The sequence below is a fragment of the Protofrankia sp. CiP1_Cm_nod2 genome, assembly GCF_920664355.1.
Lineage (GTDB): Bacteria > Actinomycetota > Actinomycetes > Frankiales > Frankiaceae > Protofrankia.
The window spans coordinates 1-14,178 of sequence record NZ_CAKKTL010000132.1 but is presented as its reverse complement, the minus strand read 5'-3'; the positions used below and the strand labels follow the sequence as shown (position 1 = coordinate 14,178).

The following is a 14,178-nucleotide window of genomic DNA, read 5'->3' as shown; positions in this document are numbered from 1 at the left end:
ACACGCCGGTGGTGGATGTCACGTCGGTGGTGGACGTCACCGCGGTGGGTCCGGCCGGCGGTGCGCGCGCCGAGTCCGTCACGCCGCGCGGCCCGTTGCCCGCCGAGGACGTCGCCAGCGGGCCGCCCCGCCCCGTCAGGGCGTTCGCGACGGTGACCATACTGGGCGCGGCCGACCCCGTCCCCGGCGGGAACGACGAGAAAAACGACCGCGAGGATGCGCGCGGCAACATCGCCGGTCACGACACCAGCGACCGTGGGAGCACCGACCGCACACCCCCCGGGCACCACGACCCCAGGGCCACCGACCACGGTTCCGCCGGCCACGGTTCCGCCGGCCACGGAGCCACCGGCCACGGTGCCGCCTACGGAGCCACCGGCCACGGGAGCGCCGGCCACGGAGCCACCTACGGCTCCGCCGGCCAGGCCGATCACAGGACCGTCGATCACAGGCCCGTGGACCACGACGCCGTGGTCGGCGTCGCGCGGCTGGGAGAGCTGCCCGCGGGCCCCGACCTGCCCGCTGTGCTCCCCGTCGACGTGTTCGAGCAGGCCGCGGCCGGCCTGGCGGACCGGGCCGAGGCGCTCGCCGCGCAGGCCGACGACCTCCCGGCCGCCGAACGGGCGCTTGAGCGGGCCCGTCAGGAGGAGACCCGGGCCACGGCCGACCTGGCCGGCCACACCGCCGGTGAGCAGCTCGCCCGCACCCGAGCGCAGGAGTGCCGGGCCCGGGCCGAACGGCAGCGGGCCAGCCTGCCGCCGGAGCTGCGGGACGTCGGGCGGCTGGCCGCCCGCCAACGCGAGGTCGCCCAGTTCGCCGACGCCTACTCCGACTGCCACGCGGCCGCTTCGGCCACGGCCCTGGCCGAGGAGGAGTACCGCCGCGCCGCGACCGGCGCCGGCCACGACGCCCACGACGCCGGCTTCCCGGACGTGGCCGCGGCCCAGGCCGCCTGCCGGGAGGAAGGCTGGATCCTCGGCACCGAGGCACGTCTGACGGCCTATCGCGACGATCTTGTCACGGTGCGCTCGCAGCTGGCCAGCCCCCAGCTGGCCGTTGATCCGGACACACCGGCACCGGTGGCCGAACGGGAGGCGGAGGCGCTCGCGGCCCGGCAGCGGCACGAAGCGGCGCTCACCGAGGCGGCGCGCGCCGGCGACCGGGCCCGGCGGCTGTCCGACCTGGTGCCCGCGTTCGCCGCCGCGTTCGCCGCGGTACCACCGCTGCGCGAGGCCGCGGCGGAACTGCGCGGCCTCGCCGAGCTGGCCACGGGCCGTGGTGGCAACCGTCACGGCATGCCGCTGTCGAGCTTCGTCCTCGCCGCCCGTCTCGAGGAGGTCGCGGCGGCGGCGAGCGGACGCCTGGCGGCGATGAGCGGCGGCCGGTTCACCCTCGTCCACGACAGCGGTGAGCGGCGGGACCGGCGCCGGCGGGCCGGCCTCGGCCTGCTGGTCGAGGACGCCTGGACGGGCCGGCGGCGCGACACCGCCACCCTCTCCGGCGGGGAGACCTTCCAGGCCGCCCTGTCCCTGGCGCTGGGCCTCGCCGACGTGGTCACCGCCGAGTCCGGCGGCCAGGCCATGGACGCGCTGTTCATCGACGAGGGCTTCGGCAGCCTCGACCCGGACAGCCTGGAGGAGGTCATGAACGTCCTGGACAGCCTGCGCTCCGGCGGCCGCCTGGTCGGCATCGTCAGCCATGTCGCGGACCTGCGCCAGCGCATCCCCACCCAGATCACCGTCATCAAACAGCCCCACGGCAGCCACGTACGCACCACCATCTGAGCTGGCCCTCAACGCGCAAGCCGTAGGTGGAAACCGGTGCCGCCGTGACGTTTTCCACCTACGGTGGCGGCAGCCGTAGGTGGAAAACGTCGTGGTGACGACGGTTTCTGCCTACGGTCTCCGCTGGAGGAGCACGATGTCGTCGCGGTGGACGATCTCTCGTTCGTAGGAGGAGCCGAGTTCCGCGGCCAGGTCGAACGTCGAGCGGCCCAGCATCCCGGGCAGCTCCGTGGCGTCGTAGGCGACCAGGCCGCGGGCGACCGGCCGCTCGGACGGGTCGACCAGGTCCACCGGGTCGCCCGCGACGAAGTCGCCGTCGACCCTGGTGACCCCGGCAGGCAGCAGCGACACCCGCCGGTTCACGATCGCGTTCACCGCCCCGTCGTCGAGGAACAGCCGGCCCTGCGGGGTGGTCGCGTGCTCCAGCCACAGCAGCCGGGACGCGCGGCGCGGGCCGCTGGGGTGGAACACCGTCCCCACCTCGGCGCCGGCTAGCGCGGTGGCGGCGTTCGCCGCCGAGGTGATCAGTGTCGTGACCCCGCCCGAGGCCGCCATCCGGGCAGCGTCGATCTTGGTTGCCATGCCGCCGACGCCCACGCCGGCGCTGCCGGTGCCCCGGGTGCCGACCCCGTCGAGGTCGGCGTCCGTCCGGACCTCGCGGATCATGGTGGCCGGGCCGCGCCGAGGGTTGGCGTCGTAGACGCCGTCCACGTCCGAGAGCAGGACCAGCAGGTCCGCGGAGACCAGATGCGCGACGATCGCGGCGAGGCGGTCGTTGTCACCGACCCGGATCTCCTGGGTGGCCACCGCGTCGTTCTCGTTGACGACGGGGACCACGCCGAGTTCCAGCAGCCGGTCGAGGGTGGTCCGGGCGTTGCGGTAGTGGGTGCGGCGCACCACGTCGGTGGCGGTGAGCAGCACCTGGCCGACCTGGTGGCCGGCGCGTCCGAACGCGGTCGCGTACCGGTGCACCAGCATGCTCTGCCCGACGCTGGCCGCGGCCTGCAGGGTCGCCAGGTCCCGGGGGCGGCGGGTCAGGCCCAGTGGCGCGAGCCCGGCGGCGATGGCTCCCGAGGAGACCAGTACCAGCCGGCCGGCCCGCGGCAGGAGCGCCCGGACCAGGACGTCGACGCGGTCGCCGTCGATACCGCCGGCCGCGGTGGTCAGTGACGACGAGCCGACCTTCACCACGACCCGGTCGGCCCGCAGCACGAAATCACGGTCTGTCACGCTTCGAGCTCGTCCTCCCGGCCATCGGAGCTGCCGGAACGGTCAGGGCCGCCCGAACGGTCGAGGCCGCCTGGATTGTCCAGGTCGAGAATGTCGGGAGCCTCAAGGTCGGGGGCCTCAAGGTCGTCGGTGATGTCCGGGCCGTACGGGCCGGCGTTCTGGTCGGTGAGAACTTCGCGGCCGCGGGCCCGGCTGGCGAGCCGCTGCGCACGGGTCAGCCGGGTGGAGGTGACCAGCCGGTCGTCGCTGCCCCGCGGGCCGAGGGTCGACTCCGGCCCGGCCGCCCCATCTTCATGATCATCGATGATCCGGCCGCCACGGCGGCTCAGCTGCGGCTCCCAGTCGAAGGTGACGTCACCGATGGTGACCGCCACGCCGGATTCCGCGCCGAGCCGGGCGAGTTCGGCCTCCACCCCCAGCCGGGCGAGGCGGTCGGCGAGGAAGCCGATCGCCTCGTCGTTGCTGAAGTCGGTCTGCCGGACCCAGCGCAGCGGCTTGGCACCGGCCACGACGAACCCGTCGTCATGCGCACGCACGGTGAAGTCGGGTTCGTCAACCGCGCGGGGCCGGATGACGACCCGCTGGAACGCCTGCGGCGGCCGCGCGGCACGATGTTCGGCGACCCGTTCGGCCAGGGCGAGCGAGAGCGCCCGCACGCCTTCGCGGGTCGCGCTGCTCACCGCGAGGACGTCCAGCCCACGGGCGGTGAGCTCGGGGGTGACCAGCTCCGCCAGCTCGCGGGCGTCCGGAACATCGATCTTGTTGAGGACGACGGCGCGCGGCCGGTCGGACAGGTCCGTCGAGTAGGCCGCGAGCTCGGACTCGATCACGTCCAGGTCGGTCAGGGGGTCGCGACCGGGTTCGAGGGTGGCGCAGTCGAGCACGTGGACGATGAGCGAGCAGCGTTCGACATGGCGCAGGAACTCCAGGCCGAGGCCGCGCCCGGTGCTCGCGCCGGGTATGAGGCCGGGGACGTCGGCCACCGTGTACGGCGCGTTGTCGCCGGCCTGTACCACGCCGAGGTTGGGCACCAACGTCGTGAACGGGTAGTCAGCAATCTTCGGCCTGGCGGCGCTGAGTACCGACACCAGCGAGGACTTGCCCGCGCTGGGGAAACCGACCAGCGCCACGTCGGCAACGGTCTTGAGCTCGAGGACGGCGTCGAGCTGCTCCCCCGGCTCGCCGAGCTCCGCGAACCCGGGGGCTTTGCGCCGGCTGGAGGCAAGCGCGGCGTTGCCCCGCCCGCCGCGCCCGCCACGGGCGAGGACCACGGAGCTGCCAGCACCGACAAGGTCGGCGATCTGCTCGCCGTCCGGCCGCAGGACGACGGTGCCGTCCGGCACGGGCAGGACGAGGTCGGTGCCGTCGGCGCCGTGCCGGTTGGAGCCCTGGCCGGGCCGCCCACCAGATGCCCGCTGGTGCGGGTGGAAGTGGAAGTCCAGCAGGGTGGTCACGTCCGGGTCGACCCGGACGATGACATCACCGCCCCGGCCGCCGTTGCCGCCGTCCGGCCCACCGAGCGGCTTGAACTTCTCCCGGTGGACCGACGCGCAGCCATGCCCACCATCACCCGCGGTGACGTGGAGGACGACGCGGTCAACGAAGGTGGGCACCGCACCGCTGCTTTCCTCAACCGCGGCCGACCGGCAACACCCGCCTGGATCAGGCGGACAGAAGCTCCTCGGCGGGTATGACGTTGACGACCCGACGGCCCCGCCGGGTACCGAACTGGACATGCCCGGCGGCCAGCGCGAACAGCGTGTCGTCGCCACCGCGGCCGACCTGCCCACCAGGGTGGAAGTGTGTGCCACGCTGCCGGACGATGATCTCGCCGGCGTTGACATACTGGCCGCCGAAACGCTTCACACCGAGACGCTGGGCGTTCGAGTCGCGGCCGTTGCGCGACGAGCTCGCGCCTTTCTTGTGCGCCATGTCGCTTCAGGCCTTCCCGGTCTCGATACCGGTCACCCGCAGGCGGGTCAGCTTCTGGCGGTGACCCTGCCGCTTGTGGTAGCCGGTCTTGTTCTTGAACTTGTGGATCCTGATCTTGGGACCCTTGACGATCTCGACGACCTCGGCGGTCACCTCGACGGACGCGAGCGCGTCCCTGTCGTGGGTCACCACGTCGCCGTCGACAAGCAGAAGAGCGGGCAGATTGACGGCCGCACCCGGCTCGCCCGGAACGAGCTCGACGTCGACGACATCGCCGACGGCGACCTTGTGCTGCTTGCCGCCGCTGGCCACGACCGCGTACACCGGTTCTCCTTGCTGAAGTCGGACGGGCGTTGGAGCACCCGAGGACAAGACGGCGCGACCGCTGACGGACACCGCCACCCTCAGGGGCTCTGACTGGCGCGGCGAAAACACCCCGCACCCGGCCCTGATTGCACTACCTTAACACCGTCGGCCAACCACAACGCCGCTGGCCAGCCGGGACCGGCCGCTGGTCAGCCGTTCAACCGGCCGCTGGCCGGCCGCACCGACACCGACGCGGACCGCCACGACATTACCACCATGCCGGCGAGCCCCTCGAACACCGGCAAGCCCCCGGAATGCCGGCAAGCCTCGGAACGGCATGTACCGGCCCGGCGCCGGCCCGCGCGACAGGCCCGCGGCGGACGCGCCCACACCCACCCACCAGACGCATCCCGCCATGGCACGGATGAACCATGGCGGTCCGCTCACGGGCACGCAACCATCCACTCTGGGGGTGGCTGCCCGGACCGGCAGCCGTCGCGGCAACGCCAGCCAGACGGGGGTGCACGGTGGGGTGGGTGGGGTGGCAGGTCGTGATCTGGAGCGCTGGTGCTGTGACGGTCGCCGCCGTCCTGACCGCCGGGTGGCCGCTGGTGGCCGCGGCCCACGCCACGGACCCGCCGCGCCGGTCGGCGACGATCGCGGCGTCCGCTGTCGTCATCACGACCGTGACCGGGGTGGCCGTCAACGATCTGATCGGCCTTCCCACCGCGTTGCGCGCCCTGTGGGCGCTGGGCACGGCGGGCGCCGCGTGCTGGCTCGCGGTGCAGGCCCGCGGCCTGACCACGGCCGGCGGCTTCGCCACGAGGACCGGCGCCACGAGGAGCGGAACCGCGAGGACCTGGGCCGCAAGGAGCGGGAAGGCCGAGAAGAGCGACGGTGGCCCCGGCCCCGACCCCGACGGCGACTCAGACGGCGACACCCTCTGCGCCCAGGACGACGTCGTCCAGGCGCTGGTGGTCGCCTCCTACGCCCTGCAGATGGGGGACAGCCACCGCGCCAGCGACGCCGTCGACGGCGCGCTCCAGCGGTCCCGGGCCGTCCTGGACGCGCTGCTGCGCGAACGCCAGCGGGGTGACTTCGTCCGCCGGGAGCCGGTGCGGTCGTACCGGACGGTGGCGGACGCGTCCGCCGGCCGGCACTGAAACCACGGCCGGGCAGCCACACCGGCAGCCGGAAGCCGCCGGCGGAAGAATCCCTGCCGACGGCAGGCCGGGGATCCCGGTCACGGGCCAGGATCCCGCGGTGCGCGACCGGTCAGCTCTCGCGGGCCGCGCCTCCGACCGTCTCCAGGTCGCCCGGCGCGCTCTCCTGGGGCGGCGCGACCGCCCGCGAGGCACGCCGACGTCCGGCACGCGCTCCCGATGACCGGGATCCGTTCGACGACGGCCCCGGGCCGTTGGCCGGGCCGTCGTGGCCGGCCGTGTCGTGGCCGGCCGTGTCGTGGCCGGCCGTGTCGTGGCCGGCCGCGTCATGAACGGCCGCGTCATGAACGGCCGCGTCATGAACGGTCTCCGTACCGGGAGCTGTGCTGTCAGCGGGCTCGGTGCCGGGTGCTGGGGGCACGGCAGCGGCCGAGGCCGCCCCGGGCGGCTGGGCATCCGGGGCGATGGCGCCCGATGCCGCGCCAGCCGTTGCCACCGCGCCCGACGGCGCGCTGCCTGCCGACGACGGTGGCACCGGCGGGTCGGCTGGCGCGCCGCCCCGCGCGGGCGCGGACGCGCCGTCCAGGTGCAGGATCACCCCACGGCCGCCGCAGTGCGCGCACGGCTCGCTGTACGCCTCCAGCAGTCCCTGGCCGACCCGTTTGCGGGTCATCTGCACCAGCCCGAGGCTGGTCACCTCCGCGACCTGGTGGCGGGTGCGGTCCCGGCCGAGGCACTCCGTCAGGCGCCGCAGGACGAGCTCGCGGTTGCTCTCCAGCACCATGTCGATAAAGTCGATGACGATGATCCCGCCGATGTCCCGCAGCCGGAGCTGGCGGACGATCTCCTCGGCGGCCTCGAGGTTGTTCTTGGTGACCGTCTCCTCGAGGTTGCCGCCCTTGCCGGTGAACTTGCCGGTGTTGACGTCGATGACCGTCATGGCCTCGGTGCGGTCGATCACCAGGGAGCCACCCGAGGGCAGCCAGACCTTGCGCTCCAGGGCCTTGGCGAGCTGTTCGTCGACCCGGTACTCGTCGAAGACGTCGACCCGGCCGGCATGCCGGCGGACCCGGTCACGCAGGTCCGGCGCCACCATGTCGACGTAGTCCTCGATCATCGTGGCCTCTCCCGCTCCCTGCACGACCAGCTCGGCGAAGTCCTCGTTGAAGATGTCCCGGATCACCCTGATCACGAGGTCGGGCTCACCGTAGAGCAGCGCCGGTGCGCTGGCCTTCGCCGCCTTGCGGCAGATGTCCTCCCACTGGGCCGACAGGCGGGCGACGTCCCGGGCGAGCTCCTGCTCGCTGGCGCCCTCGGCGGCGGTCCGGACGATCACTCCCCCGTCCTCCGGCGTGATCTTCTTCAGGATCGCCTTCAGGCGGGCACGCTCAGTGTCCGGAAGCTTACGGCTGATCCCGGCGTTCTGCCCGTCCGGCACGTAGACCAGGTAGCGGCCGGGGAGGCTGACCTGGCTGGTCAGCCGCGCCCCCTTGTGACCGATCGGGTCCTTGCTGACCTGGACGACGATCGGCTGGCCGGACTTCAGCACCTGCTCGATCTTGCGGGGCCGTCCGTCGAGCCCGCTGGCGTCGTAGTTGACCTCACCGGCGTACAGGACGGCGTTGCGTCCCTTGCCGATGTCGACGAACGCCGCCTCCATGCTCGCGAGCACGTTCTGGACCCGGCCGAGGTAGACGTTGCCCGCGTACGACCAGGAACTGGCCCGGGTGACGAAGTGCTCGACGAGCACCCCGTCCTCAAGTACCGCGATCTGGGTGCGGTCACCGGCGTTGCGGACGATCATGCGCCGTTCGACTGCTTCCCGGCGGGCGAGGAACTCGGCCTCGGTGACGATCGGCGGACGGCGCCGGCCGCTGTCCCGGCCCTCCCGCCGGCGCTGCCGCTTGGCCTCCAGCCGGGTCGAGCCGCTGACCCCGCGGACCTCGTTCGCCCGACGGGCCTCGTCGTCGCGGGCCCGGCTCTCGCGCACGTGCACGACCGTCACCGGCGGGTCGTCGGGAGCGGCGTCGTCGACGAACCCGGAGCCGTCGCGTCGCCGGCGCCGGCGACGGCGGCGCGAGGTGCCCGACAGCGCCTCGTCCTCCTCAAGGGCCCCGCCGGCCGGGCCGGCCTGCCCGGCCCGGGGCCGCGCGGGCTCATCGGGGTCCGCCGGCTCCCGGTCCGCCGCCGGCCGTGGGTCGTCGGCCCCGGTGCGACCGGAACCGGGTGTGCTGTCCAGGCCGTCCTCGTCGGGACGGCCGGGCGCCCCGTCGAAGGCGGCGCTGTCCAGCTCGTCGATGTTGTCGGTCTCCTCGTCGGCGCGAGCCCGGCCGCGTCCCCGCCGGCCACGGCGGCGCCGGCGCGTCGAACCGCCGTCGCCGTCGCCGTCGCCGTCGCCGTCGTCGGCCGCCAGATCGGCCGCCGTCGGCGCGTCGACATCGGTGTATCCGGCGAGCTCCGGCTCGGGCTCGGGATCTTCGTCGACGCGCGGGCCGGCGCCAACGGCCGACCCCGGCCCGGACCGCGCGTACCGCCGGTCCCCACCGGTATCGGCAGACGGGCCGGCCGCGGCGGTGGCCACTTCGCCGGAGCCGTTCACGGCGTCCCCGTTCACCCTGTCGGCACCGAACGAGAAGGTGTCGCTGGCAGGTGGCGAGGACTCACGGCGGCGGCGCTGCACCAGCTCGATCGCGGCGGGTTCGGGCGCCTGGAAGGTCACCGCCGTGACCGCCCGGCCACGGCGCAGCCGTGGCTTCGCGGCCGGGGCGGCGTCGCCGGTCGCCGACGTCCGCGGTCCGCCGGCCCGCGTGGCCGCGGAACCACTAAGATCAGAAAGGGACGGATCAGGCTCGGACGCGGCCGGCAACGACCGCTCGGAACCGGTGGGTTGGACGGCCGTCGGCTGCGCCGCCGTTACCGACGGCTCTGTTACCGGCGGCTCAGCCGACCGAGCCGGCCGAGCCGGTGCCGACGGCGCTGCCGTCGACAGCGCGGCTGCCGGTTCTGGCGGATTGTTCGTCGCGGCGGCCGGCTCGCTGGTCACGTCCTCGCTGGTCACGTCCTCGCTGGTCACGTCGCCGACGGCTACCGGTTCGTCCGGTGGCAACGGCGTACCGGGTGGCTCGGGTGACCCGGCCGGGGCCTGCGCGCTGATGTCAGCGGCGGTTGCGGCCCCGTTCCCGGTCAGGAGCTCGGGCGGAGGTCCGGCTGATCGTCCGGCGGCGCGCCGCCGTCTCGGCGCTGGACGAGTGATGAGTGTCTCATCGGAGCCTGTCAAAATGTCTTCGGGCACGGGTTATGAAGCCTCTCGGGGTCCCCGGGCGCGCTGCTGTCACAGTCGCGACCGCTCAGGAACCACTGTCTCGGTCCGGCGGCGTACCACCGGCGAATCCTGCGACACCCTGCATCACGCATCGATTCGGCCGACCAGTCGTCCCGCGTCGTCGCGGTCCGGCATGAGCGGATCCGCCACGGTGCCATCCGCCAGCAGCCGACCTTGCCCGAGCCGCAGTGGTTCGGGTGGTACTGGCGGCCGGAGGCCGGCGACCACACAGAGGGCGGTCAGCATGTCGTCGGGTCGTACGGCGGGCGTCGTGTGCCGCACAACCGTATCCAGTATCGCACACGTGTCGTTCTCCGCACGGCAAACCATCAAGACCACTGCCTGACGGACATCGAAGCGCCGATGTCCGTCCTTGGTGACCCGCTCCACCTCCACCAGGTCACGGGCGAGCAGCACGTCGACGGCGGCGGCCAACGCGGTGGGCGCGACACCCGGCAGCCGGATCCACCAGTGCGACGCGTCCACCAGCTCCGCCAGCGGTGTCGCGGCCGCCTGCGCGCAGGCCACCACGTCCAGCCCGGCTGGCAGGGCCGCGTCCAGCGCCTCCCCCAGCGCCCGGGGCTGGCGGTGCTCGGCCAGGGCGAGCTCGACGTACTCGGCCTCGCTGGCGGCGCCCGTGGGGGCGGCGCCCAGCCAGGAGATGCGCGGATGCGGGCTGAAGCCCGCCGAGTACGCCATCGGGACGCCCGCGCGCCGCAGGGCACGCTCGAAGGTCCGTGCGACATCCCGGTGGGACAGAAAACGCAACCGCCCCCGCTTGGCGAACCGCACCCGCACCCGCGCGACGACCGGTGGCGGGGGCGGGCCCTCAGGACGCCGCGGCATCGGCTGTCCTGCCGGCGCTGTCCGAGGCGCCGGGGCCACCCGGGTTCCCGAGTCCGTCGGGGGCACCGGGGCCGTCGGGGGCACCGGGGCCGTCGGGGGCACCGGGGCCACCGGTCCGGCCCGGCCCGGTCGACACGAGCGGCAGGAGGGTCCGGCCGGTCGGGCCGATCTGGGTCTGCGTGCCCATGGCCGGGCAGACCCCGCAGTCGTAGCAGGGGGTCCAGCGGCAGTCGTCCAGCTCGGCGCCGCGCAGCGCCTCCTGCCAGTCCGACCACAGCCAGTCACGGTCGAGGCCGGAGTCCAGGTGGTCCCAGGGCAGTACCTCGCGCTCGTCGCGCTCACGGGTGGTGAACCAGTCGAGGGAGACCCCCAACGGCTCCAGCTCCGCGGCGCAGGCCTTCTCCCAACGCTCGAAGGAGAAGTGCTCGCTCCATCCGTCGAACCGGCCACCGTCGCGCCATACCCGTTCGATCACCGCGCCAACCCGGCGGTCACCGCGGGCGAGCAGACCCTCGATCACGCCCGGGCGGCCGTCGTGGTAGCGGAAACCGATCGCCCGCCCCACCTCCCGGTCGCCGCGGATGGCGTCGCGCAGCAGCCGCAGCCGGGCGTCGGTGACCTCATGGGAGGCCTGGGCCGCCCACTGGAACGGTGTGTGCGCCTTGGGCACGAAGCCGCCGATCGACACCGTGCAGCGGATGTCGCGGTGCCCGCTGGCCCGCCGCCCGGCCCTGATCACCTCGCGGGCGAGGCCGGCGATCGCCAGGACGTCCTCGTCGGTCTCGGTGGGCAGGCCGCACATGAAGTACAGCTTCACCTGCCGCCAGCCCTGGGCGTAGGCGGTGCTGACCGTGCGGACCAGGTCCTCCTCGCTGACCATCTTGTTGATGACCCGGCGCAGCCGTTCGGAGCCGCCTTCCGGGGCGAAGGTCAGCCCGCTGCGCCGGCCGTTGCGGGAGAACTCGTTGGCCAGTGTGACGTTGAACGCGTCCACCCGGGTCGAGGGCAGGCTGAGCGAGGTGTGGGTGCCCTCGTACCGGTCGGCCAGGCCCTTGGCCATCTCACCGATCTCGCTGTGGTCTGCGCTGGACAGCGACAACAGCCCGACCTCGGTGAACCCGGAGGCCGCCAGGCCCCGGGCGACCATCTCGCCGACGGTGTCAATGCTGCGCTCCCGGACCGGACGGGTGATCATCCCGGCCTGGCAGAAGCGGCAGCCACGCGTGCAGCCGCGGAAGATCTCCACGCTCATCCGCTCGTGGACGGTCTCCGCCAGCGGGACCAGCGGCGCCTTCGGGTACGGCCAGGCGTCCAGGTTGCTCACGGTGTGCTTGGCCGGCCGGGCCGGCACCCCGGGACGGTTCGGGGTGACCGCGCGGATCCGGCCGTCCGGCCGGTAGTCCACGTCGTAGCAGGACGGCACGTAGACCAGCCCGCGCCGGGCCAGCCGCAGGAGCAGCTGCGCCCGCCCGCCGGGCCGGCCGGCGGTCTTGAAGGCGCGGACGACATCGGTGATCTCCAGGACCGCCTGCTCGCCGTCACCGAGGACGACCGCGTCGACGAAGGCCGCGACCGGCTCGGGGTTGAACGCCGCGTGCCCGCCCGCGATGACGACCGGATGCCGCTCGTCCCGGTCGGCGGCGTGCAGCGGGATGCCCGCGAGGTCCAGGGCGGTCAGCAGGTTGGTGTAGCCGAGCTCGGTGGAGAAGCTCACCCCCAGCAGGTCGAAGTCACCGACCGCGCGGTGGGCGTCCACGGTGAACTGGGGGATGCCGTGCTCGCGCAGCAGCTCCTCCAGGTCCGACCAGACCGAGTAAGTGCGTTCGGCCAGGACGTCCGGCTGCTCGTTGAGGATCTCGTAGAGGATCTGGACGCCCTGGTTGGGAAGGCCGACCTCGTAGGCGTCGGGATACATCAGGCACCAGCGAACCAGCGCGTCCGCCCAGGGCTTGACCTGGGAATTTCCTTCGCCGCCGAGATAGCGCACGGGTTTGCGGACCCGCGGCAACAGCGGTTCCAGGCGAGGGAACAGCGACTGTCCGGACATGTCCGCGAGCCTACGGCACACAAGCCGGCCAGCGACACGGCCGACGACGGACGGCTGCTGTCGGCGACCGACAAACACCATCGGCAACCACCGAACACTGCCGGCAACCGATGAACACGGTCAGCGGCGGATCCACCGGGCCAGCCTCACCAGGTCATCACAGGGCGTAAGGGTCTGAACGGGACCGTAGCCGGACGTTCTGCAACAGACCGACCGCCAGCAGGTTGGCGAACATCGACGACCCCCCGTAGGACAGGAACGGCAGGGGCAGCCCGGTCACCGGCATGACCCCCAGGGTCATCCCGATGTTGACGAACATCTGGAACGCGAACCAGCACACCACCCCGGTAGCGATCATCGTACCGAAGGTGTCACCGGAGTCGAACGCGATCGTCAGGGCCCGCCACAGCACCACGCCGAGCAGCACCAGGACCCCGCCGGCACCGAGAAAGCCCAGTTCCTCCCCGGCGACCGTGAAGACGAAGTCGGTCTGCTGCTCGGGCACGAACTGGCCCTGGGTCTGCGTCCCGCCGAACAGGCCGCGGCCGGCCAGGCCGCCGTTGGCGATCGCCGTCATGGCCTGGTCGACGTTGTAGCCGGTCGACGAGGTGTTCTGGTTGTCCCGGACGAACTCGGTCAGCCGCGCCTCCTGGTACGGCTTGAGCAGATGGAACTGCAGGATGGCCCCGCCGAAGAGGATCCCGCACAGAATAAGCCCGATCACCCACCTGCTCGGGGCGCCACTGACCGCGAGCATGCCGAGAATGACGAACACGAACACCATGACGGTGCCGAAGTCCGGCTGCATCATGATGAGCGCCATCGGCACGGCCGCCAGCGCGAGCACCAGAATGACGTCCTGGTGGCCGGGGCTGAGCCGGATGCCGGTGTCGCGGTCGTCGTGTTTCTCCCCGAGAACCATCGCCATCCCGAGGATGAGCGCCACCTTGGCGAATTCCGAGGGCTGCAGCTGGAAACCGGCCGGCAGGACGATCCAGGAGTGCGCCCCGTTTATCGTCGAGCCCACCAGCAGAACGGCGACCAGGCCGAGCAGCGATCCCAGGTACACGAACGGCGCGTATGCCCGCAGAATGCGATAGTCGACGATCGTCGCCACACCCGCGAGCACCAGCCCGATGGCCAGGTTGAGCAGGTGGCGCTTGAGGAATATCTGCGGGTCGCCGCCGCTCTCGGTCTCGCGTTGCCGGGTGGCGGACCACACCAGCAGCGCCCCGAGCACCGACAACATGATCACACAGATCTGCAGTGGCCAGTCCAGCCGGCGCAGCGGGGAGTGCCGGCCCGACGCCCGGTCGCGCAGCTGGCCGATCCGGCCGCGCGGTGGGACCGGGGACGAACGCAGGGCCGTCGGGCTCGTCATGAACCCTCCATCCATGATCGCCGATAGAAGAGCGGGTGGCCCGGGAGCCCTCGACGCCAGCCGGAACCAGCGCTGGGAGGAGCCCCGGGATGCGCGGGGACGGCGGGCGGCCCGCGGGCGGCGGCGTCCACCGCGCCCGGGACCGCCGCGGGCGCCGCCGCCGCGAC

Annotated in this window: 10 protein-coding genes; 2 read left to right on the top strand and 8 right to left on the bottom strand. The window is 73.0% G+C overall.

The window, feature by feature from the left end; all coding sequences use genetic code 11:
- Positions 1-1,784, top strand: a 1,784-nt coding sequence (locus NBW84_RS15240; RefSeq protein WP_445548725.1) for an SbcC/MukB-like Walker B domain-containing protein, incomplete at its 5' end; no start/stop codon positions are given.
- 111 nt (positions 1,785-1,895) lie between these two features.
- Here the strand turns inward: NBW84_RS15240 and proB are convergent.
- From proB to rplU, 4 genes are read right to left on the bottom strand one after another with little or no spacing between them, the layout of a single operon-like run.
- Positions 1,896-3,014 carry a glutamate 5-kinase gene (gene proB, locus NBW84_RS15235; protein WP_250285403.1) on the bottom strand — a complete coding sequence of 373 codons (1,119 nt, stop codon included), beginning with the start codon at positions 3,012-3,014 and terminating at the stop codon, positions 1,896-1,898.
- Entirely contained in the window at positions 3,011-4,627 is a 1,617-nt protein-coding gene (obgE, locus tag NBW84_RS15230) for a GTPase ObgE (RefSeq protein WP_250285402.1), read from the bottom strand. The genes proB and obgE overlap by 4 nt, the downstream gene beginning before the upstream one ends.
- A gap of 49 nt (positions 4,628-4,676) precedes the next feature.
- A complete protein-coding gene (gene rpmA / locus NBW84_RS15225; protein ID WP_047222877.1) occupies positions 4,677-4,946 on the bottom strand; it encodes a 50S ribosomal protein L27 in 270 nt (89 codons plus the stop codon).
- 6 nt (positions 4,947-4,952) lie between these two features.
- A complete protein-coding gene (rplU, locus tag NBW84_RS15220) occupies positions 4,953-5,270 on the bottom strand; it encodes a 50S ribosomal protein L21 (RefSeq protein ID WP_131766001.1) in 318 nt (105 codons plus the stop codon).
- Between the two features lie 533 nt (positions 5,271-5,803).
- Here rplU and NBW84_RS15215 point away from each other — a divergent pair.
- Entirely contained in the window at positions 5,804-6,415 is a 612-nt protein-coding gene (locus NBW84_RS15215) for an MFS transporter (RefSeq protein WP_250285401.1), read from the top strand.
- A 112-nt stretch (positions 6,416-6,527) separates the two neighbouring features.
- Here the strand turns inward: NBW84_RS15215 and NBW84_RS15210 are convergent, their stop codons facing one another.
- From NBW84_RS15210 to rodA, 4 genes are all read right to left on the bottom strand, one after another.
- Entirely contained in the window at positions 6,528-9,458 is a 2,931-nt protein-coding gene (locus NBW84_RS15210) for an Rne/Rng family ribonuclease (protein ID WP_445548726.1), read from the bottom strand.
- A 363-nt stretch (positions 9,459-9,821) separates the two neighbouring features.
- Positions 9,822-10,583 (bottom strand): TIGR03936 family radical SAM-associated protein, encoded by a 762-nt coding sequence (locus tag NBW84_RS15205; protein WP_250285400.1) that lies wholly within the window; start codon positions 10,581-10,583, stop codon positions 9,822-9,824.
- A complete protein-coding gene (locus NBW84_RS15200) occupies positions 10,567-12,630 on the bottom strand; it encodes a TIGR03960 family B12-binding radical SAM protein (RefSeq protein ID WP_250285399.1) in 2,064 nt (687 codons plus the stop codon). The genes NBW84_RS15205 and NBW84_RS15200 overlap by 17 nt, the downstream gene beginning before the upstream one ends.
- A gap of 157 nt (positions 12,631-12,787) precedes the next feature.
- A complete protein-coding gene (rodA, locus tag NBW84_RS15195; RefSeq protein WP_250285398.1) occupies positions 12,788-14,011 on the bottom strand; it encodes a rod shape-determining protein RodA in 1,224 nt (407 codons plus the stop codon).
- Positions 14,012-14,178: the final 167 nt, after the last annotated feature.